General features: G+C 63.0%; 15 protein-coding genes and 4 pseudogenes. 8 read left to right on the forward strand and 11 right to left on the reverse strand.

The window, feature by feature from the left end:
- Positions 1 to 310: 310 nt before the first annotated feature.
- The 3 genes and pseudogenes from GCU53_RS23805 to GCU53_RS23815 form a co-directional block, all read right to left on the reverse strand.
- A pseudogene (locus GCU53_RS23805) lies at positions 311 to 1329 on the reverse strand (RNA-guided endonuclease InsQ/TnpB family protein); the annotation flags it as partial.
- 26 nt (positions 1330 to 1355) lie between these two features.
- Positions 1356 to 2393 (reverse strand): IS630 family transposase, encoded by a 1038-nt coding sequence (locus GCU53_RS23810; RefSeq protein WP_152386499.1) that lies wholly within the window; start codon positions 2391 to 2393, stop codon positions 1356 to 1358.
- A gap of 40 nt (positions 2394 to 2433) precedes the next feature.
- A pseudogene (locus tag GCU53_RS23815) lies at positions 2434 to 2562 on the reverse strand (helix-turn-helix domain-containing protein); the annotation flags it as partial.
- A 132-nt stretch (positions 2563 to 2694) separates the two neighbouring features.
- Between GCU53_RS23815 and GCU53_RS25615 the strand changes: the two are divergent.
- The 3 genes from GCU53_RS25615 (at position 2695) to GCU53_RS23825 (ending at position 4281) form a co-directional block, all read left to right on the forward strand.
- Positions 2695 to 2967, forward strand: coding sequence for a hypothetical protein (locus tag GCU53_RS25615; RefSeq protein ID WP_167520118.1), 273 nt, complete (start codon positions 2695 to 2697; stop codon positions 2965 to 2967).
- 196 nt (positions 2968 to 3163) lie between these two features.
- Positions 3164 to 3880 (forward strand): AraC family transcriptional regulator, encoded by a 717-nt coding sequence (locus GCU53_RS23820; RefSeq protein ID WP_152390278.1) that lies wholly within the window; start codon positions 3164 to 3166, stop codon positions 3878 to 3880.
- A gap of 137 nt (positions 3881 to 4017) precedes the next feature.
- Positions 4018 to 4281 carry an EamA family transporter gene (locus tag GCU53_RS23825; RefSeq protein ID WP_244307278.1) on the forward strand — a complete coding sequence of 88 codons (264 nt, stop codon included), beginning with the start codon at positions 4018 to 4020 and terminating at the stop codon, positions 4279 to 4281.
- A gap of 149 nt (positions 4282 to 4430) precedes the next feature.
- Here GCU53_RS23825 and GCU53_RS23830 read toward each other — a convergent pair whose 3' ends face one another.
- A complete protein-coding gene (locus GCU53_RS23830) occupies positions 4431 to 5801 on the reverse strand; it encodes a transposase (RefSeq protein WP_152388410.1) in 1371 nt (456 codons plus the stop codon).
- Between GCU53_RS23830 and GCU53_RS23835 the strand changes: the two genes are divergently transcribed.
- A complete protein-coding gene (locus GCU53_RS23835) occupies positions 5800 to 6567 on the forward strand; it encodes a DMT family transporter (protein ID WP_244307279.1) in 768 nt (255 codons plus the stop codon). The two genes, GCU53_RS23830 and GCU53_RS23835, sit on opposite strands and share 2 nt — an antisense overlap.
- A gap of 51 nt (positions 6568 to 6618) precedes the next feature.
- Here the strand turns inward: GCU53_RS23835 and GCU53_RS23840 are convergent.
- Positions 6619 to 7647 (reverse strand): annotated as a pseudogene (locus GCU53_RS23840) (IS630 family transposase).
- Positions 7648 to 7826: 179 nt separating this feature from the next.
- Here GCU53_RS23840 and GCU53_RS23845 point away from each other — a divergent pair.
- Positions 7827 to 8027: pseudogene (locus GCU53_RS23845) on the forward strand (zinc ribbon domain-containing protein); the annotation flags it as partial.
- Positions 8028 to 8046: 19 nt separating this feature from the next.
- Here the strand turns inward: GCU53_RS23845 and GCU53_RS23850 are convergent.
- Complete coding sequence (locus GCU53_RS23850; RefSeq protein WP_136888407.1) at positions 8047 to 9987, reverse strand: aconitate hydratase; 1941 nt, start codon at positions 9985 to 9987, stop codon at positions 8047 to 8049.
- A 244-nt stretch (positions 9988 to 10231) separates the two neighbouring features.
- Here GCU53_RS23850 and GCU53_RS23855 point away from each other — a divergent pair, with 244 nt between their 5' ends.
- Entirely contained in the window at positions 10232 to 11323 is a 1092-nt protein-coding gene (locus GCU53_RS23855; RefSeq protein WP_152390071.1) for an MBL fold metallo-hydrolase, read from the forward strand.
- Positions 11324 to 11435: 112 nt separating this feature from the next.
- Positions 11436 to 12479: a UvrD-helicase domain-containing protein gene (locus GCU53_RS23860; protein ID WP_152390072.1), complete on the forward strand. Its 1044-nt coding sequence runs from the start codon at positions 11436 to 11438 to the stop codon at positions 12477 to 12479.
- Here GCU53_RS23860 and tnpC read toward each other — a convergent pair.
- The 4 genes from tnpC to GCU53_RS23880 all read right to left on the reverse strand — a co-directional run bounded on the left by tnpC (position 12433) and on the right by GCU53_RS23880 (position 15686).
- Entirely contained in the window at positions 12433 to 13965 is a 1533-nt protein-coding gene (tnpC, locus tag GCU53_RS23865; RefSeq protein WP_152390073.1) for an IS66 family transposase, read from the reverse strand. The two genes, GCU53_RS23860 and tnpC, sit on opposite strands and share 47 nt — an antisense overlap.
- 81 nt (positions 13966 to 14046) lie before the next feature.
- Complete coding sequence (gene tnpB, locus GCU53_RS23870) at positions 14047 to 14382, reverse strand: IS66 family insertion sequence element accessory protein TnpB (protein WP_152386917.1); 336 nt, start codon at positions 14380 to 14382, stop codon at positions 14047 to 14049.
- A complete protein-coding gene (gene tnpA, locus GCU53_RS23875; protein WP_152390074.1) occupies positions 14379 to 14702 on the reverse strand; it encodes an IS66-like element accessory protein TnpA in 324 nt (107 codons plus the stop codon). The genes tnpB and tnpA overlap by 4 nt, the downstream gene beginning before the upstream one ends.
- A gap of 72 nt (positions 14703 to 14774) precedes the next feature.
- Positions 14775 to 15686 carry a LysR substrate-binding domain-containing protein gene (locus tag GCU53_RS23880; protein ID WP_152390075.1) on the reverse strand — a complete coding sequence of 304 codons (912 nt, stop codon included), beginning with the start codon at positions 15684 to 15686 and terminating at the stop codon, positions 14775 to 14777.
- A gap of 108 nt (positions 15687 to 15794) precedes the next feature.
- Here GCU53_RS23880 and GCU53_RS23885 point away from each other — a divergent pair, with 108 nt between their 5' ends.
- Positions 15795 to 16541: an SDR family oxidoreductase gene (locus tag GCU53_RS23885; protein WP_152390076.1), complete on the forward strand. Its 747-nt coding sequence runs from the start codon at positions 15795 to 15797 to the stop codon at positions 16539 to 16541.
- Positions 16542 to 16631: 90 nt separating this feature from the next.
- Here the strand turns inward: GCU53_RS23885 and GCU53_RS23890 are convergent, their stop codons facing one another.
- On the reverse strand, positions 16632 to 16853 hold the full coding sequence (locus tag GCU53_RS23890; RefSeq protein WP_152390077.1) for a hypothetical protein: 222 nt from the start codon (positions 16851 to 16853) through the stop codon (positions 16632 to 16634).
- Positions 16854 to 16882: the final 29 nt, after the last annotated feature.

Here is a 16882-nt window from a genome sequence, read left to right on the forward strand (position 1 = left end):
CCCGTCTTCAGGTCTGCGATGGTGGGCACTCCGCCAAAGTCGCCTGCCGGCGGCGGCCAGCCGGAATCGATCGACAGACTGCGGCTGCGCCTCCGCTAGCCAATCGCTCCCGACCGGCTCCATCAACAGCATTCCATGGCCGCCTCAAGCCCAGCGGATCTTTTCTCCCCGGCTTGCATGGCTCATCTGGCCTTATGGCTTGGGATTCCCCGGATGCCCCGTAGCTTGAAGCTATAAGCCTCACCGAGAGGCCGGCAAAGCACGGAGCCCCTTTGACTGCTCCCCTCCCTGAAGGAAGGGGATTCCCAATTCACTGAGAACAGGACACGGATACTTGACCCATGCCGCTTACATTCTCTCCAAGGGCTAACACCGCCAGCCCGGCGGCTTTCACGTTGATCGCGGCGTTCACGTCGCGGTCATGCTCGGTTCCGCATTCCGGGCAACTCCAGCGGCGAACATCCAGCGGCAGGCGCTCAAGGATATGCCCGCAGCAGGCACAGCGTTTCGAGCTGGGGTACCAGCGGTCGATCTGGACGATCTGCCGACCGCCCATTCGCCCTTGTATTCCAGCTGGCGAACGAATTCACCCCAGCCTGCATCGACAATGGCTTTGCTCAGTTTCGGATGGCGGATCATGTTCTTCACAGCAAGGGTTTCGGCGCAGACCACTTGGTTCTCGTTAATCAGTCTGCGGGACAGCTTGTGCAAGCCGTCCGCTCGGCAATCGGAAATTTTCGCGTGAATACGGGCCACTTTCCGTCGAGCCTTGGCGCGGTTCTTCGAGCCGAGCTGCTTCTTGCTCAGCCGGCGTTGGGCCAGGGCCAGACGGGCGGCGTATTTCGCGGTGTGGCGGGGATTGCCGAATCGTTCACCCTCGCTGGTGACGAACAGGTCTTTCAGCCCCAGGTCGATGCCGAGCGTTTTCGGCACAACCGGAAGGGTTTCGGCCTCGAACTCGCACAGGCAGGACACGAAGTACCGGCCTGCGGAGTCTTTGGAAATCGTGACCGTGGAGGGCTCGCCCGGAAGCGGACGACTCCAACGGATGTCCAGCGGCGCATCGCACTTGGCCAGGAACAGCTTGCCGTCGCGGTAGCGGAAGGCCGAGCTGGTGAACTCGGCGGACTGCCGGTGCCGTTTCTTCTTGAAGACCGGGTACTTCGCTCGACCCTCGAAAAAGTTCTTGAACGCAGCCTGCTGGTGGCGAAGGCACTGCTGCAATGGCACCGAACTGACTTCATTGAGAAAAGCCAGCTCCGGTTGCTTCTTGAGCGCGGTCAGGCGACTGCTGGCCGCCGTATAGCCGATCTTCTTCTGCTCCTGGTATTAATCCGGCAATCCAATACCCCAAATCATGCCGCATAGGCTATTTTGGGGTGCCTGAAGTACGAGCGAATTCGCTCGGGCTTTGATTGCAGGCGGCGCATGACCGAACGAACACGTCCTTCCAGAGCCTCCCGGCTTCTCGCGCTCGGCCCGCTGCGCACCTGCTGCTTGAGGTCGCCATTGAGGTACTCGTCCGGGTTGAGCTCCGGGGCGTACGCAGGCAGAAAGAACACCTCGATCCGCTCTCGTCGCTCGCCCAGCCAGGCTTTCACTGTCTTGCAGTGATGCACGCGCAGGTTGTCCAGGATCAGGAACACCTTGCGCCCTTGGGTGTCCCGGATCAGCCGCCCCAGGAAGCGGATCAACACAGTCGCCGTCATGGTTTCCCGGTACAGCATGAAGCGCAGCTTGCCCCGGTTGGTCACCGTCGAAATCATGTTCGTGGCAAAGCGGCTTCCACTGACCTCGCGTACCGGCGTTCGCCCTGTCGGGGCGTAGCTGCGCCCCGCGTGGCTATCGCTGCGCAAGCCGGTTTCATCGCCCCAGTGAATCTCGCCGCTCTCGGCCTTGGCACGCTGTTCGATCTTCGGGTACTCGGTCTTCAACCAGCGCTGTATCGCCTCGGGCTGCTGCTGATAGGCGCGCTTCAACGGCCGCTGCGGGGTATAGCCCCAACGCTTGAGGTATTCGCCGACCGTCCGGATCGGCATCTGAAAACCACAGTGCAGGGCGATCAGGGCCTGTACCGCCTCCCGAGTCCAGAGCGCGAAAGCGAGCTTCAGCTGGTCTGGCATGGTATCGAGCAGCAACGTGCGAATCAGCGCCTCCTGCTCCGGGCTGAGGCTGCGGCGCTCTCCTGGCAGTGACCCGCGCTGGCCACCCTCGATGGCAGCCGCCTTGCCCTGGCGCTGCGCCACCTCAACCCAGTGCGCCACGGTGCGCAGATGAACGCCAACGGCTTCGCCGATGGCTCGGTAGGTATACCCCTGCTCGCGCATGCGAAGGGCGATGGCGCGTTTTTCGCGCTGTTCCAGGGGGCTGAGGCTTCGGGCGTCACGGGTCATCGGGAAAATGCTGATTATGCCCTATTTTATTGCCGGATTAATAGAAGGCATCGGTACGCCAGCGCAGGATGCGATTGTAGACGGAACGCACGCAACCGAACGTCCTGGCAAGCAGTTCTGCTTGTTCTGGAGTCGGGTAGAAGCGGTACTTGTAGGCGCGTTTCGTCATGCATCACAAAATAACCAAATTAATGTAAAGATAGCAACCACTTGAGAAGGAGGCAGCGAGAACAGGGGCGCCCTGCGGGCGCCGCGCTATCCCTCCCCGCACTAGAAGTACGGGGTTTCTCGCGAAAATCGGATGAAACACCACAAATCCGCCCAGCAAGCCCATCCGCACATCGAAACTGTTCGCCGCCTTCACGCGCTGCGCAACATGGTCCGCTGTACCGGCACGAAAGGTTTCAGGGCCCGCATCGAGTTTGTGCAGCTGGCCTACCGCTACGGCTTGGTCGAAGAAATAACCAGCTACGCCTGTGGGATCTCGGCCATGAGGACCTGGGCGAGCGTACTTTCGATACCTGTTTCGAGATGGGCGATTCCGTTCCCAGCTTCGAGCAGTGTTCGTCAGTGAACATCAATCGGGACAATTGCAAACCTGCAGGGTTGTCGGTATGGGAACCTCAATTCTGCGGGTTTACTCTTCTTCATCAACGCCTCTCGTTCGAAACGTCAACAGGCCCTTAAACGACCGCAATACGTGGATTTCCGTTTTGGCAAAAAGTGTAGATAGGCGCGACTACGAAAGTGCAGATCGCCCCATCGTGGTCATGGCGAAGGACTATCCAGCGGGACATGTCGTGCCGCGGCACACCCATGCTTGTGGGCAGCTCATCTACGCAGTTTCCGGGATCATGGAAGTTCGCACGGACAGCGGCCTGTGGCTGGTGCCGCCGCAACGCGCCTTGTGGATGCCCGCAGGGATCGCCCACGCCATGCGCACACGAAGCAGCCCGGTGGCATTGCGCACGGCATATGTTCGAGTGAATCGGTGTCCCGCCGATGCACCTGAACAACCCAGCGCGGTACAGGTTTCGAGCTTGCTGCGGGAACTCATCCTGCGAGCAGCCGCGATTGCCCTTGACTACCCCGAGGACAGCCGGGATAGCCGCATCCTGGGTCTGATCCTGGAGGAAATCACCTGGTCGCCGGAACAGAGGCTGCATTTGCCCACGGGCCGGGATAGGCGGTTGGTAGCGATCTGCGAAGCAATCCTGGCCCACCCGCAGGACAACCGCACCTTGGACGACTGGGCCAGTCAACATGGCGCAACGGCGCGCACCCTGTCGCGCCTGTTTACGGCTGAACTTGGCGTGCCGTTTCGGATATGGCGGCAGCAGGCGCGCGTCATGGCAGCGCTACCGCGCCTGGCCGCCGGCGAACCCGTGACGGTCGTGGCGCTGGAGATGGGCTACGACACGCCAGGCGCTTTTTCCTCCATGTTCAAGCGGCTGCTGGGGGAGTCGCCCAGCCGCTACTTCCCATAGGCAGGCTGGTAACGCCTTTGTCCTGTTCGGCGTAATTATTGTCTTTCCGAGCGAAGCTCGATGAGCTGCAGGGAAACACACTATCTGGTGATTCGGCGGCATACCGCCTACCACCATTCCCGATAGGACCTGACTTCATGGATCCGCGTGTAGCGCAACGCCGCTATCTCCTGCTGATACTCTGCTCCACCTTTCTGCAAGGCTCGTCCTTTGTCGCCAGCAAGGTCGTCCTGACCGAGCTACCGCCCGTGTGGTTGGCCACGCTGCGGTTTTTCGTAGCCGCCCTATCGCTGCTGCCTTGGCTGTGGTTGCGTCACCGCAACCGTGTAGCTGGCGGCATGGCGGTTCCGATCACCGCCATGCCCTGGCTGCGGCTGGCCGTCATCGGCCGATTCTGTTGAAAAAGTAGGTTCAGCGGCAGCCAGCCGTTCAGGTGTGCCTGCTGTCGAAGTGGCTGCAAGTCACTTCAAGTTGCCTTTCGGTATTTCACTGAGCGTCCTTGCTCTGGTTTGAGGGTTAATCCGAGGGTTTCTGCTCGCAGCAGACGTACCTATCCCCTAAGCGGTGGCCCTTGAGGCAAAAGCTTGGCCATGCGGCGCAAGTTCTGCACCATCGCCGCCAAGGTGAATTCGTCAGTGGCACCTGTCAGTCCACGCAGTCGTAAGCGATCGAGTTTCATGATCCGTTTGAGGTGGGCGAAAAGCATCTCCACCTTCTTTCGCTCGCAGCGAGAGACGAGGTATTCCGGTGTTTTGGCGATGCGTCGGGCCACGTCGCGGGCAGCCTCATGGATGCTGCGGACGATCTTCCGATTCGGCGTGTTGGGGCAGCACTTCGCTTTTAACGGACAGGTAGCGCAATCGGTTTGGCTGGAGCGGTAGATGATGGTGTTGGCCTTGGTCACCCGCGATCTTTTCCGGGTGAAGGCGCGCCATTCACTGCGTAGCGGTTTGCCGGCTGGGCAGCGGTATTCATTGGCCTCCTGATTCCAGTAGAAGTCGTTACTGGAGAGGCTGTCGTCCTTGCGCTCGGTCTTGTCCCACACTGGCACGTGCGGCTCGATGTCCTTCTCTTCGACCATCCAGGCCAGCATCGGGGCAGTGCCATAAGCGGTATCGCCAATGAGGCGTTCTGGCGTGAGGTCGAACTGCGCTTCGACGCGCTCCACCATCGTTTGGGTCGAATCGACTTCGGCGGTGCGATGCGCTGGGGTAGCTTCCACATCCAGGATCACGCCGTGCTGAGTGTCGATCAGGTAGTTGGTGGAATAGGCAAAGTACGCCGGGCCACCTGGCGCTGCGGTCCAGCGAGCCAGCGGATCGGTGAGCGAAATCTTCTTGGGGAGGGCTTCGGCCAGCGCTTCTTCATCGAGAGCCTCAAGGTACTCGCGCACGGCGCGGCTGCTGAGCGCTGGATCGCGCCAATCGACCTCATCTCCCGCTACCCCACGTTGCCGGCTGGCATCCGCCTTGATGATGCTGGCGTCGACAGCGAAACCTTCACCCTTGACCAGGCCGGCCGCCATGCAGCGCCGCAGCACCTCATTGAACAACCAGCGGAACAGATCACTGTCACGGAAACGGCCGTGGCGATTCTTCGAGAAGGTTGAGTGATTGGGTACTGTGTCTTCCAGACCCAGCCGGCAGAACCAGCGATAGGCCAGGTTTAGATGTACCTCTTCGCACAATCGCCGCTCGGAACGGATGCCATAGCAGTAGCCGACGACCAGCATGCGAACCATCAATTCCGGGTCAATCGAGGGACGCCCGATGGGGCTATAGAAATCCGCCAGGTAGGCGCGCAGGTCACTGAGATCCAGGCACTGGTCGATGCTGCGCAGGAGGTGTTGGGCCGGGACGTGATCTTCCAGATTAAACGAGTAGAACAGGCGCTGCTGTCCTCCCGGTAACTGTCCCATCATGCTGTTCGCCCCCATGCTCGCTGACAGAGCAATTCTGCCGACGGCATGGGGAAGCAGCTACTTTTTCAACAGAATCGGCCTCTTGCAGACGGCAGGCGTCATGGCGTTCTTGACGATGGGCCTGACGCAGACCACTGCCTCCAAAGCGGCGATCCTGATGGCCAGTAATCCACTGCTGGTGGCGTTGCTGGCCGGCATTCTGCTCAAGGAGCGGGTACGCCCCCAAACCTGGCTGGGCCTGCTGCTGGCCTTTGCGGGCGTGGTGGTCTGCATCGGCGTGCAATCGGTGATGAGCGGCGCCATCGGCCACGGGGAAGCGCTGGTCATGGCGGGTTCGGCCTGCTGGGCGTTCGCCACGTTGGCCAGCAAGCGCTTTCGCTTGGCCATCGACACCTGGACGCTGACGTTCTGGCAAATGCTCATCGGTGCGGCCGCGCTTACTCTACTGGCAGCTTGGCGTGGCGAGCCGTTCGTCTTGCCAACTGATACGGCGGCCGCCTTCCTGTGGCTGGCCATTCCCGCCTCGACGGGCGCCATGGGGTTGTGGTTCGCTGCGTTGCATGCGGGTGGTGCTGTCCGCACCAGTGGCTTCCTGTTCCTGTGTCCCTTCTTTGCTGCACTCATCGCCTTTGCCACCGGGGGCGAAATGCTCTCCACCCACGAATTGCTGGGTGGTGTGATGATCGCCGTGGGCATTGTCCTACTGTCCCGGGCACCAGCCGCGAAGCCGGCTCATCAAGCGGCTTCCCTGGAGAACATGCCATGACGGGTTCTGTCGCAATAGCGCGGCCAGGTACTAATCTTTTAAAAAGTAATGTCATGCTGCTGTATATCGGCAGTCCGGGTGAAACAATCTCACCAACTCCGGCAACTTCTGGATTCTGCGCAGCGCGCCCAGGGCCAACTTCTTCATTTCCTCCCGGCTCTGCACAAGACGCCTGGAGACACTGCGCTTGACGTGCCCCAAGACCTGCTCGTCCGGGTTCAACTGCGGCGAGTACGGCGGCAGATAGAAGAGTTTCAGGCGCCCCGCCTATTCTTCGACGAACGCCCTGACCAGCCGGGCCTTGTGCACCGGATGGCCATCGACGATCACGAAGACCGGCTGCTCGGCACCGATCAGCAGGCGCTTGAGAAACTCGCGGAACACGCTGGCCGTCACCGTCCCGTCGTGCAGCATGAAGCGGAACTCGCCGCGCGTCCCGACCGCCGACAGCAGGTTCACCGAGAAGCGTCGGCCGGTCACCTCGACCACCGGCGTTTCCCCCTGCGGTGCCCAGGTCGTGCCGGCATGGTAGTCGGAGCGCAGGCCCGACTCGTCCGCGAAGTAGATCCTTGCCCCCGCTGCACGGGCCTCGGCCCGAATCGCCGGCCAGGTCTCGTTTTCCCACTGGCGCACCAGCGCCGCATCCTGCTGCCAGGCGCGATGCAAGGGTTTCTGCGCGGTGAAGCCGAGCAGCTTCATGATCCGGCTCACGGCGGACAGCGACAGCGTCTTGCCGAACTGGCGGCGGATCAATTCGGCGATCAGCGACAAGGTCCACAGGCCGAACTCGAAACGGTATTGCAGCGGCGAGTGGTCCCGAACGGCCTGTGCCAGCCAGCGCATTTCCTCGGCACTGATCCTGGGGGGACGTCCGGGAACCGGCTTGGCGAGCAGGGCGTTCTGTCCGCCATTGGCGAAGTCGGACAGCCAGCGAAAGACGCTGCGGATATTGACGCCGAAGGCGGCCGCCACGCTTTGGACTGTCTGCCCTTCGCGAACGGCCTTGATCGCCTGTTGGCGCATGACCTGGAGGGAGTGGTGGTCGATTGCCCGACCATCGGAGTTTCGTTTGCATTTCATGGGGGTATTGTCTCTCAATATGACAATACTTTCGATAGGTTTAGTAAGCTGAACGCTCGAAACGAAACCGACCGAGGCGCCGATGACCCTGCTCAGCCCAGCGACGGCTCGCGCCCATGTCTCCACCGACCGCCTCATCAAGGCCTCGAAAGGCAAAAGACCTTGAAAGGGGGGCCTCCCAAGCCTGTTCGAATTGTGGCTGTCTGCCCGATTCGAGGCCGAAAGGTATCGCAGGACTTGGAGTAAGGGAGTGGACTTGCAGTGAGTGTGGTGTCACTCACGACCGCGATGTGAACGCGGCCAGGAACATTCTCGCGGCCGGGCATGGCCGTCCAGTAGTGGGCATCCCCTTCCTTTCCGCCTATGGCGGCGAGCGTTAGCGAGAGGGAGGGAAGGATGTCAACTTTGACGGCAGCTGCGACACATCTTGATGATGCTGCCCTCAAGGACCATCTGCACCTGCCGCGGTGTCATGGCATGGCGCATCGTGAAGGTGGCCTCCTGCGTCGTGTTGATGACGGTAACGCGATCACCGCGCCGTATTTCTTCGTTGAGGTCGGGCAGTCTGAGTCGGTCACCGGAGCGGATCGCATCGTAGTCGGCTTCCTTTTCGAAGCTCAGCGGCACGATGCCGAAATTGCACAGGTTTTGCCAATGGATCCGCGCGAAGCTCTTGGCCAGCACCGCACGTACACCGAGGTAGCGCGGGGCCAGGGCAGCGTGTTCGCGACTCGAACCCTGGCCGTAGTTCTCACCGCCGACGATGAACGACGTACCTCCTTGCTGCTGCATTGCCCGGTCGTAGTATCCCTCGTCGATCTGGTAGAAGGTGAACTTCGCGATCTCGGGGATGTTGCTGCGCAGGGGCAGCACCTTCGCGCCTGCGGGCATGATCTCGTCGGTGGAGACGTTGTCGCCGGTCTTGATCAGTACCGGTCCCGAGAGTGCGTCCGGAAGCGGGTCGAACTCGGGCAAGGAGGCGATGTTGGGCCCCTTGATCAGGGCGACCAGTCTGCCGTCTTCAGCCGGCGGGGCGAGAGCCTCGGTATTGAGGATGTAGTGCTCGGGCTCCTTGAAGTGGGGGTAAGCGAAATCGAGGGTGCGGGGGTCGGTGATGACCCCGGTGATTGCCGAAGCGGCGGCCGTCTCGGGGCTGCAGAGATAGACCTTGTCCTCCTTGGTGCCCGAGCGGCCGGGGAAGTTGCGCGGCATGGTGCGCAGGCTGATGCTTTCCGTCGCCGGGGCCTCACCCATGCCGATGCAGCCGCCGCAACCCGCCTGGTGGATGCGTGCGCCACGGTGGATGAGGGTGCCGAGGTAGCCCAGCGCGGAGAGGTTTTCCAGAATCTGCCGCGAGGTGGGGTTGATGTCGAGTGAGACGTCCTCGTGGACACCATGCTGTTCGAGCATCATCGCCACGATTGCGAAATCCCGCAGGCCTGGGTTGGCCGAGGAGCCGACGACGCACTGGCGTACCGGCCTTCCGGCCACTTCGCTGACGGGGACAACGTTGCCGGGGCTGCTGGGGCAGGCGATCATCGGCACAAGAGAGGCGAGGTCGATCTCGATCTCCTCGTCGTAGGTGGCACCCTCGTCGGCGACCAGCTCGACCCACGCCTCTTCGCGGCCACGAGAGGCAAGAAACTCCCTCAAGACGACGTCGGAAGGGAAGACGCTTGTCGTCGCTCCCAGTTCCGCTCCCATGTTGGCGATGACGTGGCGGTCCATGGCGCTCAGGCCCTGCAGCCCATCCCCGTAATACTCGAAGACCTTGTCCACACCCCCGCTGACGTCGTAGCGGCGCAGCATCTCCAGGATGATGTCCTTGGCGCTGACCCAGTCGGGCAGGCTGCCGGTCAGCCTGACGCCGACGATGCGCGGCATCTTTACGTAGAAGGGCTCTCCGGCAATCGCCATCGCCACCTCCAGCCCCCCGGCACCAATGGCGAGCATTCCCATCGACCCGGCAGCGCAGCTGTGGCTGTCCGAACCGAGCAGGGTGCGTCCCGGCCGGCCAAAGTGTTCCATGTGCACCGGGTGGCTCACCCCGTTGCCCGGACGGCTGTACCAGATGCCGAAGCGTCGGCAGGCACTCTGCAAGAAGAGATGGTCGTCGGCGTTTTTGAAATCCGTCTGCAGCAGGTTGTGGTCGACATATTGCACCGAGACCTCCGTCTTGGCGCGCTCGAGCCCCATTGCCTCGAGTTCGAGCATCACCATCGTGCCTGTGGCGTCCTGAGTGAGGGTCTGGTCGATCTTGATCGCGATTTCTTCAGCCTCGCACATTGCTCCTTTGAGCAGGTGAGACGCGATCAATTTCTGGGTGACGTTTTTCGGCATGGGACCCTCCTGGAGGAGAAGGTACATGTTTTTAATTATACAGCGTCCCAGTAAACAGCTTGGCCCGATACCCCAGGCCATCAGCTTCCCGCCAATAAAATGGGCGCTGGCACAAGCCCAGCTCAGAGCGAAGGAGATTTTCCTCACTCCACCTGGCTGCGGGATGCCGGGACACACGCAAACCTTTCCCTTCGAGCGGAAAACCCGGCTCAAGCACCGAACACCCCTTCACAGGAGATCCAGGATGGTTTTTTCGGCCCGACGTGCCAACGGATTCAGGTTGGAACGCATACAGGCCTCCCGGCAGTATGCCGGCGGCGGCTTCATGAACACCTACCCGGCCAGCGTACAGCGCGTGCCCGAGGGGCGGCCGACGCTGGCCGACTTCCTGTTCCGCGGCGAGGGCCGCACGCCGGCGAACCCCCACCCCATCATCGACCCACGCGCCAGCTGGGCCCGGCCCGTCGAAACCGGGCTGCGGGCCACCTGGCTTGGCCATTCGACCGTGCTGCTGGAAATCGACGGCCACCGGGTGCTGACCGACCCGGTGTGGGGCGCGCGCGTCTCACCGTTGCCCTTTCTCGGCCCCAAGCGCTTCCATCCGGTGCCGGTCGACATCGCGGCCCTGCCGCCGCTCGATGCGGTGCTGGTCTCCCACGATCACTACGACCATCTGGACTATCCGAGCATTCGGGCGCTGGCCAAGCGGCGGGTGCCCTTCGTCACCTCGCTCGGCGTCGGCCTGCACCTGGAGGCGTGGGGCGTGCCGGCCGAGCGTATCGTCGAGCTCGACTGGTGGGAGCGCACCGTGCTGCCGGGTGGCCTGACGATCACTGCCGCGCCAGCGCACCACTATTCCGGGCGTGGGCTGCGCGATCGCAACGTGACGCTGTGGTCGTCGTTCGCCCTGCGTGGCGAGCGCCATGCGGTGTTCTTCAGCGGCGACACCGGGCTCTCGCCGGCCTTCGCCGACATCGGCCGGCGGCTAGGGCCGTTCGATCTGGTGATGCTCGAGGTCGGCGCCTTCCATCCGGCCTGGGGGAATATTCACCTGGGGCCGGACAACGCCCTGCGGGCCTTGGAGCAGTTGGGCAGCGGGCGTTTCCTGCCGGTGCACTGGGGGACCTTCAACCTGGCCATGCACCCCTGGTCCCAGCCGGCGGATGTGCTGCTGGCGCACGCCTCGGAGGGGCTGGTGATGCCGCGCCTCGGCGAGCCGGTCGAGCCGGCCCGGGTCGAGGCGGTGGAGCCGTGGTGGCGTGGGGGGAGCGAGGCCGACTGGCAGGGTGCTGAGCAGCAGGACGCCGGATTGCCGGCGCTCCCCGTCCGGGAATAGCCGCACCGCAACACGCGCCCAAGGCGCCGCCCGGCCAGCGCCTTGGGATTTTCCGGCTGGCAGGTAGCATGGCCTGCAACCACCATTGCAGCGCATGCGCGAGGCCAGACACATGCAATTCACCCACGAACAAGAGCCGGCGATCAGATCGCAGGCCAAAATCCTCAAGCTCATCGCTTTTGCCGGCACCGGCAAGACCACGACCCTGGTGGGCTACTCCCAGGCCCGTCCGCAGGCCCGGATTCTCTACCTCTGCTACAACAAGAGCGTCGAGGTGGCTGCCAAACAGAAATTCCCCCTCAACGTGACCTGCAAGACCGCCCACGGCCTGGCCTTCGGCGTCGTCGGCAAGAAGTACAAGCACAAGCTCGGAAACCTGCGCCTCACCGACATCGCCTGGGCCATCAACTCCCAGAACTGGGAACTGGTCCGCAGCGTTCAGGACACGCTGAACAACTACCTCGCCAGCGCGGACGAGAAAATCGGACTGTTCCACTTCCCCGCAGAAAAACTGCAGAACGAGCGCATGCGACGGGCCGCCGACAGTATCGTCGAGGCCACCCGCCGGCTCTGGGCGCAGATGTGCGACGTGAACAACCACGCCACGCCCATCCCCCACGACGGCTACCTGAAGCTCTGGGCGCTGTCGAAGCCGGACCTGAGCACCCGCTTCGACATCGTGCTGGGCGACGAGGCCCAGGACATTAACCCGGTGATCGCCGGCCTCCTGGCGCAGCAGGCAGCCTACGGCATGGGCGTCGTCGTCTGCGGCGATGGCCACCAGATGCTGTACCGCTTCCGGGGAGCCGTCGACGCCCTCGATGCCCCCTGGCTGGCCGACGCCGAGGTGCACTATCTCACCCAGTCCTTCCGCTTCGGGCCGGCAGCGGCCCACGTCGCCAATATGATCCTGCACTTCAAGGGCGAGCGCCGGCAACTGGCAGGCCTTGGGCAGCAGACGCGCATTGCCAAGGCCCTGCCCGCCGATCTGGAGCACCGGGCGATCCTTTGCCGCACCGTGGTCGGTGTGATCGAGGAGGCACTGGCCTGGGTCGAAACCGGGGCGAAGATTTTCTGGGTGGGGGGAATCGAAGGTAAGCGGCCGGGCATCACGCCTTGCAGGAGGGTTTCCAGTTGTGTGGCAGCAGCTGGGTGATCTCGCTGGCCTTCTGCGTCGGCAGCCGGGTCAGCACATCTTTCAGATAGGCATACGGATCATGCCCGTTCAGGCGTGTCGATTGAATCAGTGTCATCAGGGCGGCCGCACGCTTGCCGCTGCGCAGTGAGCCGGCGAACAGCCAATTTGCGCGGCCGATGGCCCACGGGCGGATCTGGTTTTCGCACCAGTTGTTATCTATCGCCACCATCCCGTCATCGAGATAGCGCACGAGGGCCGTCCAGCGCTTGAGGCAGTAGTCGAGTGCCTTGGCGATGGCCGTGCCTTCATGCACCAACCGGCGCTGGGTGAGCATCCAGCCGTGCAGGGCATCGGCGATGGGCTTGGCTTTTTCCTGGCGTATTCGCTGTCGCTCGTCGGGCGGCAGGTCGCGCACCTCACGCTCGATGTCGTACAGCTGACCGATGTAGCGCAGAGCCTGTTCGGCCAGTTGACTCTGGTTGGCGATATGCAGGTCGTAGAGCTTGCGCCGGGCATGGGCCATGCAGCCAATCTCGGTCACGCCCTGCTCGAAGCAGGCCTTGTAGCCGGCGAAGTCGTCGCAGACCAGTTGGCCGCGCCAGTCGCCGAGGAAGGTGCGGGCATGCTCGCCGGCACGGCTGGGGCTGAAGTCGTAGACCGCCGCACGCAGCTCGGCGAACGGGCTGGGAACGTAGGCCCAGACATAGGCGCGCCGGGTCTTCTTCATGCCCGGCGCGAGCATTTGTACCGGGGTCTCGTCGGCATGGATGACGTTCTGCTCCAGGACTATGTTCCGCAGTGCATCGACCAGTGGTTGCAGTTGCACGCCGCAACGGCCGACCCACTGCGCCAGGGTCGAGCGCGGGAGGGCGAAACCGGCCCGGCCGAAGATCTTTTCCTGCCGGTACAGGGGCAGATGGTCGGCGAACTTGGCCACCATGACCTGGGCCAGCAGCCCGGCAGTCGGGATGCCCTTGTCGATCACCTGGGCCGGAACCGGCGCCTGGATCAGCGTTTCGCATCGTTCGCAGACCCATTTGCCGCGGATATGCCGCTCCACCGTGAAGACGCCCGGGGTGTAGTCGAGCTTTTCGCTGACATCTTCACCGATGCGTTTGAGCTGGCAGCCGCAGGCGCACTGCGTGTTGTCCGGCTCGTGATGGATCAGCGTGCGGGGGAACTGCGGCGGCAAGGCTGTGCGCCTGGGCTGCTGGCGTGGCTCGGCAGCGGCGGGAGCTGGAGCCAGCTCCTCGAGCTCGGCTTCGATGGCCGCGATATCGGTATCGAGCAGATCGTCCAGCAGGCTGAGCTGGGCAGCACCGAGCTGCTCGCTGCGCCGGGCAAACCGATGCCGCTTGAGGACGGCAATTTCGTGAGCCAGCTGATCGCTGCGGGTCTTGTGATAGTGGACTTGCTGGTCGAGGCTGGCGACACGCTGCGTCAACTGCGCCGCCAGTTCGCGTAGTTGTTCGGGCGTCAGATGGTCGAAGCAAGCAGAAGTCATGGCGCCGAGTGTGCCTGCCTTGACCGCTATCGACGATAGGTCGTTCGGTCAATTGCGCGGCAGGCACCACCTGACGGCCAACTATAAAAGGCTGATTTCGGCCCCCGATCCGACCCGATGCCAGGACAGCCCGACCACCAGGGCCTGAAGCTGCTCGGCATTCAGCTCCAACTGCGTGCCCTGCCAACTGCCCGGCCAGACAAAACGGCCCCGGTTCAGTCGGCGCGAGGCCAGCCAGACACCGAAACCATCGTGAACCAGCACTTTCATGCGGTTGGCTCGTTTGTTGGCGAACAGGTAGGCGTTGTGCGGCTTCGCCGCACCGAAGACCTCCACCACCCTGGCCAGCGCCGTTTCCGTTCCGGCCCGCATATCCAGCGGTTCGGTGGCGAGCCAGATGGCATCGATACGGATCATTGCAGGATCTCGCGCACGAACCGGGCACACCCCTCTGCATCGCCCGCAGGCCAGGGAACGGTCAAGGTTGTGCGCCGATGGGGGATATCGATGCGAATGTCCGCGCGGGAGGCATATCCGGCCCGCACGGGCGCATCCAGTGCAAGCGGGATGAACGCCGGCAGGGTCTCAACCTGGCTGCGTGCCGTGCGTATCCATTGATGGACAACGTTGCTGTTGATGCCATGGCTCAGCGCCACGCTGGCGACGGAGGCGCCGGGCTGGCCACACTCCTGCACGATTTGAGCCTTGAAGGCTGTGGAATAGGAACGACGCTGCATGATTTCCCGCTTAAAAGCCTGGAGATGGTGTCCACGATAAATAGGTGGACACCATCTCTTAGCCTGGCGGGCTCAAACCAGATGACTTGGCCGGACGCTTACAAATGTGTTGCTTGCCCATTCGATAAATGCACGCAACCGAGGGGACGGCAGCCGGGTACGCGTATACACAATATTGACCGGGCTGGGCAATGGCGGAAAGAGTTCCAGCAATAGGATGAGCTTGCCAGCAGCAAAGTAGTCATCCAGCCGGTAGCGCGGAGCCTGGATGATGCCGAAGCCGGCAAACGCAGCACCGACATAGGAATCCGCACCGCTGACCCGCACGCGCGTGGGCAAGGTGACGTGGCGGACGCGCCCTTCGTGCTGGAACTCCAGCGGCAGCAACGCGCCGATGGCGGTGGATTTGAAGCCGACCATCACGTGGCCGTCCCCCTGGAGGGCGTCGATGTCCGTCGGCGTGCCGTAACGTTTGCAGTAGTCCGGCGAGGCCGCCGTGGCCTCGGCCAGCAGCGTCAGGCGGCGTGCGATTAGGTCGCTGTCGCGCAACTTGCCTACGCGGACGGCGCAGTCCACGCCTTCACGCACCAGGTCGACATAGCGATCGCCTTCGCTGACGTCCAGCTCGATGTCCGGATAGGCGTCCAGGAACGCGGGAAGCCGGGGAAACAGCAGGTGGCGCGCCAGCGTGCCGTGCACCTCGATACGCAACGGCCCGCGTGGGCGCGTATCGCGGAAGGCGCCTTCGGCATCCTCCATATCGGCAATCAGACGCAGGCAGCGGCCGTAGAAGACCTCGCCTTCCAGCGTGGGCGTGACCTGGCGCGTGGTCCGCTGCAGCAGCCGCACGCCCAGGCGCGACTCCAGCGCCTTGATGGCATCAGTGACCGTCGCCCGTGGCAGCGCCAAGTCGTCCGCAGCCCGGGTAAAGCTACGGCGCTCCACGATCCTGGCGAAGACCCGCATGGCATCGAAGCGGTCCATTGTCCGGATTTCCGAATGGTGTTCGCGGATTCTGCCAGATTATCCGAGTGTCACAAATGGATAAGGTCTCTCCGCCGCCAATCCGGCGGTCCACTCGAGACCTCCCTCATGAACACGCAAACGCATTCCCGTCCGGTCGCCATCGTCACTGGCGGCTCGCGCGGCATCGGCGCCGCCATCTCCGAACGCCTGACCGTCGATGGCTACGCAGTGGTCATCAACTACGCCGGCCGGCGCGACGACGCCGTGGCCTTGGCGAGCCGCCTCGTTGCCCAAGGCGGCGAGGCCGTCGCCCTGCAGGCCGACGTCAGCGATCCGGTCGCGGTGCAGCGGCTGTTCGACGCCACCGAGGCCCGCTACGGCGGTGTCGACGTGCTAGTCAACAATGCCGGTGTCATGGACTTGGCGCCGGTCGCCCAGGTCGACGATGCCGCCTTCGACCGACTGGTCGCCATCAACTTCAAGGGCAGCTTCAACTGCATGCGTGAGGCAGCGCATCGCCTGCGTAGCGGCGGCCGCATCATCAACTTCTCCTCCAGCGTGATCGGCTTGCGCCTGGAAACCTACGGCGCGTACTCGGCCACCAAGGCGGCGGTGGAAGCGCTCACCACTGTGCTGTCCCGCGAGTTGCGTGGGCGCTCGATCACTGTCAACGCCGTAGCGCCGGGCCCCACCGCCACCGACCTGTTTCTAGAGGGCAAGTCGCCCGAACTCATCGAACGGATGGCCAAAATGAACCCGCTCGAACGTCTGGGCACGCCGGCCGACATCGCCGCGGTCGTGTCCTTCCTTGCCGGCCCGCAGGGCGGCTGGATCAATGGCCAAGTCATCCGCGCCAACGGCGGCATGGTCTGAAACTCGCCGCACGGTCGAAGGCATCAGCCAGGGAGCCATGCGAAAATCAATCAATACTTCAATACATCAATGCGCAAGCACTTAAGTGCTTCACTCTGAAACAGGTATCCCTTCGCGACCGAGGATGGCGACAATCTCGTTCAACTGGTCCGCACCCCACTCTGGCGACTGGCCCAGCACCGCGGCGATATCTTCGAGTGCAGCTTTGTAGTGTTCGCGCCTTGTGGCCACCTGAGCGGCAGGCTGGGCGGGCGCTGCCTGCTCGCCTAAGTCGTCGACCAGATTCTCAAGCTCGATCAGTGCGTCATCCACCAGGCTCTGCACTGGTGCGGTAGTTCCGT

Origin of the sequence: Azotobacter salinestris (assembly GCF_009363155.1) — a bacterium.
GTDB lineage: Bacteria > Pseudomonadota > Gammaproteobacteria > Pseudomonadales > Pseudomonadaceae > Azotobacter > Azotobacter salinestris.

Coding starts and splice junctions, on each gene's coding strand:
- GCU53_RS23830 (WP_152388410.1), bottom strand. CDS start 5,801: ATGATGGGACAGTTACCGGGAGGACAGCAGCGCCTGTTCTACTCGTTT.
- GCU53_RS23825 (WP_244307278.1), top strand. CDS start 4,018: ATGGATCCGCGTGTAGCGCAACGCCGCTATCTCCTGCTGATACTCTGC.
- GCU53_RS23880 (WP_152390075.1), bottom strand. CDS start 15,686: ATGGACCGCTTCGATGCCATGCGGGTCTTCGCCAGGATCGTGGAGCGC.
- GCU53_RS23810 (WP_152386499.1), bottom strand. CDS start 2,393: ATGACCCGTGACGCCCGAAGCCTCAGCCCCCTGGAACAGCGCGAAAAA.
- GCU53_RS23835 (WP_244307279.1), top strand. CDS start 5,800: ATGCTGTTCGCCCCCATGCTCGCTGACAGAGCAATTCTGCCGACGGCA.
- tnpC (WP_152390073.1), bottom strand. CDS start 13,965: ATGACTTCTGCTTGCTTCGACCATCTGACGCCCGAACAACTACGCGAA.
- GCU53_RS23855 (WP_152390071.1), top strand. CDS start 10,232: ATGGTTTTTTCGGCCCGACGTGCCAACGGATTCAGGTTGGAACGCATA.
- GCU53_RS23860 (WP_152390072.1), top strand. CDS start 11,436: ATGCAATTCACCCACGAACAAGAGCCGGCGATCAGATCGCAGGCCAAA.
- GCU53_RS23885 (WP_152390076.1), top strand. CDS start 15,795: ATGAACACGCAAACGCATTCCCGTCCGGTCGCCATCGTCACTGGCGGC.
- tnpA (WP_152390074.1), bottom strand. CDS start 14,702: ATGCAGCGTCGTTCCTATTCCACAGCCTTCAAGGCTCAAATCGTGCAG.
- GCU53_RS25615 (WP_167520118.1), top strand. CDS start 2,695: ATGAAACACCACAAATCCGCCCAGCAAGCCCATCCGCACATCGAAACT.
- GCU53_RS23850 (WP_136888407.1), bottom strand. CDS start 9,987: ATGCCGAAAAACGTCACCCAGAAATTGATCGCGTCTCACCTGCTCAAA.
- tnpB (WP_152386917.1), bottom strand. CDS start 14,382: ATGATCCGTATCGATGCCATCTGGCTCGCCACCGAACCGCTGGATATG.
- GCU53_RS23820 (WP_152390278.1), top strand. CDS start 3,164: ATGGCGAAGGACTATCCAGCGGGACATGTCGTGCCGCGGCACACCCAT.